Raw genomic sequence first — 3,537 nt, 5'->3', positions numbered from 1 at the left:
GTCGCGCAGGATCGCCAGATATTCCTCCGGCGTGGCGAGGCGGGGGTTCGTCGCGTGGCAGTGGTCGTTCGGCGCCGCGTGCGCGACCGTTTCCATCATCGCCTCGGTCACGCCCAGCCCGGTCAGGCCGGGCGGCATGCCGATCCGTGCGTTCAGCGCGGCGACGATCTGGTCCGGCGCCCCTCCCATGCGCTTCGCGAGCAGGTCCCACTTGCCGCCGATCGCCGGGCGGTTGAAGCGGAGCACCGCCGGCATCAGCACGGCGTTCAGCGTGCCGTGATGGAGGTTGAGCTCGCGGATCGCGCCGAGCGGGTGGGTCAGCGCGTGCACGGCGCCGAGACCCTTCTGGAAGGCCAGCGCACCCTCGAGCGCGCAGACCATCATGTCGCGGCGGGCGTTGCGGTCGGTGCCGTCGGCGACGGCGCGCTCGAGGGCGGCGAGGCCGCAGTCGAGCCCGTGCAGCGCGATCGCCTCGGCCGGCGGGTTGAAGGCGGGCGCCATGTAGGTCTCGAGGCAGTGCGAGATCGCGTCCATGCCGGTGGCGGCGGTCAGCCGCGGCGGCAGCCCGTAGGTGAGCTCGGGGTCGCAGAGGGCGATCGAGGGCAGCATGAAGGGAGAGACGATCCCGAGCTTGCGGCCGGCCGCGGTGATGATGACCGCCGCCCGCCCCACCTCGGAGCCGGTGCCGGCGGTGGTCGGGACGGCGATCATCGGGCAGATCCGGCCGTGGATGCGCCGGGCGCCGCCGGCGACGGCAGTATACTGTTCGAGCGGGCCCTCGTGGCCGGTGAGGAGGCGCACCGCCTTGGCGAGGTCGAGCGAGGAGCCGCCGCCGAGGCCGACGATGCCGTCGCAGCCCTCCGCCCGGTAGAGCGCGTGCGCCGCGGTCACCGCATCCTCGGTGGGGTTGGCCGGCGTGGCGTCGAAGACGGTGGCGGCGGGGAGGCGGTCCGTCACGCGCGCCACGAGGCCGGAGGCGACGATGCCGGCGTCGGTGGCGAGGAGCGGGCGGCGGATGCCGAGCTCGGCGAGGAGGTCGGGGAGGCGGGCGATCTCGCCCGCGCCGAACTCGATCCGCGTGAGGTAGCTTATCGTGCTCAACGTGGCGCCTCCCGGTGAATCGTCCCTGCGGGATCGGTATATCGGAGTGGGGCAGGGGAGGCACGCAGGGCTTGGCTTCCCCCGCCGGCGGCCCTAGGTTCTCGGTCGACAGTCCGGGAGCCCGACCATGCAGATGCCCGAGCCGGATCGCGCCATCCTCGCCCGCAAGGCCGAGATCGTGCGCCGTCTGCAGGCGGCGCTGGGGCCCGGCGGGGTGATCCACGATCCGGCCGAGGTGCGCGCCTACGAGTGCGACGCGCTGACCGCCTACCGCTGCTCGCCGCTGGCGGTGGTGCTGCCCTCCTCCACCGCCGAGGTGGCGGAGGTGCTGCGGATCTGCCACGCGGAGGGCGTGCCGGTGGTGCCGCGGGGGTCGGGGACGAGCCTCGCCGGCGGCTCGCTGCCAACGGCGGACAGCGTGCTGCTCGGGGTGGCGCGGATGAACGCGGTGCTGGAGACGGACTACGGGAACCGCTTCATCCGGGTGCAGACGGGGCGGACCAATCTCAGCGTGACCGGGGCGGTGGAGGAGGACGGCTTCTTCTATGCGCCGGATCCGTCGAGCCAGCTCGCCTGCGCCATCGCCGGGAACATCGCGATGAACTCGGGCGGGGCGCATTGCCTGAAGTACGGGGTGACGACCAACAACCTGCTCGGCGTGACCATGGTGCTGATGGACGGGACCGTGGTCGAGATCGGGGGCGCGCATCTCGACGCGCCGGGGTACGACCTGCTCGGGGTGATCTGCGGCTCGGAGGGGCAGCTCGGGGTTGTGACCGAGGCGACGCTGCGCATCCTCGCCAAGCCCGAGGGGGCGCGGCCGGTGCTGATGGGGTTCTCCTCGAGCGAGGTGGCGGGGGCCTGCGTCGCGGACATCATCCGCGCCGGGGTGCTGCCGGTGGCGATCGAGTTCATGGACCGGCCGTGCATCCGGGCGTGCGAGGACTTCGCCCATGCCGGCTATCCGGACGTGGAGGCGCTGCTCATCGTCGAGGTGGAGGGGTCGGAGGCGGAGATCGCCGAGCAGCTCGGGCATATCATGGAGGTGGCTCGGCGGCATGGGCCGGAGGTGCTGCGCGAGAGCGGGTCGGCGGAGGAATCGGCGCTGATCTGGAAGGGGAGGAAGGCCGCTTTCGGGGCGATGGGGCAGATCGCCGACTATATCTGCCTCGACGGGACGATCCCGGTCGGGGAGCTGCCCTTCGTGCTGCGGCGGATCGGGGAGCTGACCGAGGGCTATGGGCTGGCGGTCGCCAACGTCTTCCATGCCGGGGACGGGAACATGCATCCGCTGATCCTCTACGACGCGAACGATCCCGAGGAGCTCGCCAAGGCGGAGGCGCTCGGTTTCGACATCCTGCGGCTCTGCGTCGAGGTCGGCGGGTGCCTGACCGGCGAGCACGGGGTCGGGGTGGAGAAGCGCGACCTGATGGACGTGCAGTATGCGGCGGAGGATCTGGAGGCGCAGCTCAGGGTGAAGGACGTCTTCGATCCCCGCTGGCTGCTCAATCCGGCCAAGGTCTTCCCGCTGGCCACCAGCCAGTCGCGGAGGGCGGCGTGAGGGGTGGCACCCGGCGCAGGTGGGCGCGCGCGCCCATTTGGGCAAGCTATTGAATTTGAATGGGAAGTCATGACCTGTCAACCTGATGGAAACCTTCGTTAACGCGCCCGGATCCGGCGAGACGCTGCGGCCGCGTACGGAGGAAGAGCTGGCGGAGATGGTGCGGGGGGCGCCGGCCGAGGGGCTGGCGATCGAGGGCGGCGGCACGCGCGGCATCGGCCACCCGGTCCCGGGCGCGCGGCTGTCGGTCGCGGGGCTGGCCGGGATCACTCTCTACGAGCCGGGGGCGCTGACGATGGTGGTGCGCGCCGGGACGCCGCTCGCCGAGGTCGAGGCGGCGCTGGCGGCGGAGGGGCAGATGCTGCCCTTCGAGCCGTGGGACGCGCGGCCGATCGGGGGCGCGAACGGCGTGCCGACCGTGGGCGGCATGGTCGCGGTCAACGCCTCCGGGCCGCGGCGCATCCAGGCCGGCGCCTGCCGCGACAGCCTGATCGGGGTGCGCTTCGTCGACGGCACCGGTGCCGTGGTGAAGAACGGCGGGCGGGTGATGAAGAACGTGACCGGCCTCGACCTGGTGAAGCTGATGGCGGGCAGCCACGGCACGCTCGGGGTGCTGACCGAGCTCGCCTTCAAGGTGCTGCCGCGGCCGCAGGCGGTGGCGACGGTGGTCCTGGGCGGGCTCGACGACGAGGCCGCCGGGCGGGCGATGCGGGCGGCGCTGGCCACCCCCTTCCAGGTCTCGGGCGCGGCGCACCGGCCGGGGCGGGGGACGTTCCTGCGGCTCGAGGGCTTCGCCGGGTCGGTCGCCTATCGGGCGGCGGAGCTGGCGCGGGCGCTCGCCGGCTTCGGCGCGGCGCGGGTGGAGGAGGGGCCGC

At 72.9% G+C, this 3,537-nt stretch carries 3 protein-coding genes; 2 read left to right on the top strand and 1 reads right to left on the bottom strand.

Annotation, left to right across the window (positions count from 1 at the left end; genetic code table 11):
* Nucleotides 1-1,101: iron-containing alcohol dehydrogenase (locus Q0112_RS10415; RefSeq protein ID WP_297974877.1), on the bottom strand; the 1,101-nt coding region annotated here is incomplete at its 3' end.
* Between the two features lie 127 nt (nt 1,102-1,228).
* Here Q0112_RS10415 and Q0112_RS10410 point away from each other — a divergent pair.
* Both Q0112_RS10410 and Q0112_RS10405 read left to right on the top strand, forming a co-directional pair.
* A complete protein-coding gene (locus Q0112_RS10410; RefSeq protein ID WP_297974874.1) occupies nt 1,229-2,662 on the top strand; it encodes an FAD-linked oxidase C-terminal domain-containing protein in 1,434 nt (477 codons plus the stop codon).
* 124 nt (nt 2,663-2,786) lie between these two features.
* Nucleotides 2,787-3,537: FAD-binding protein (locus tag Q0112_RS10405; RefSeq protein WP_297974879.1), on the top strand; the 751-nt coding region annotated here is incomplete at its 3' end.

The organism is uncultured Amaricoccus sp., assembly GCF_937858865.1.
GTDB lineage: Bacteria > Pseudomonadota > Alphaproteobacteria > Rhodobacterales > Rhodobacteraceae > Amaricoccus.
The sequence above is the reverse complement of the archived record's forward strand: the minus strand, read 5'-3'. Positions and strand labels throughout refer to the sequence as shown.

Bases quoted from the DNA above. Each gene is read 5' to 3' on its own strand.
- Q0112_RS10410 (WP_297974874.1), top strand. From the start codon at position 1,229: ATGCAGATGCCCGAGCCGGATCGCGCCATCCTCGCCCGCAAGGCCGAG.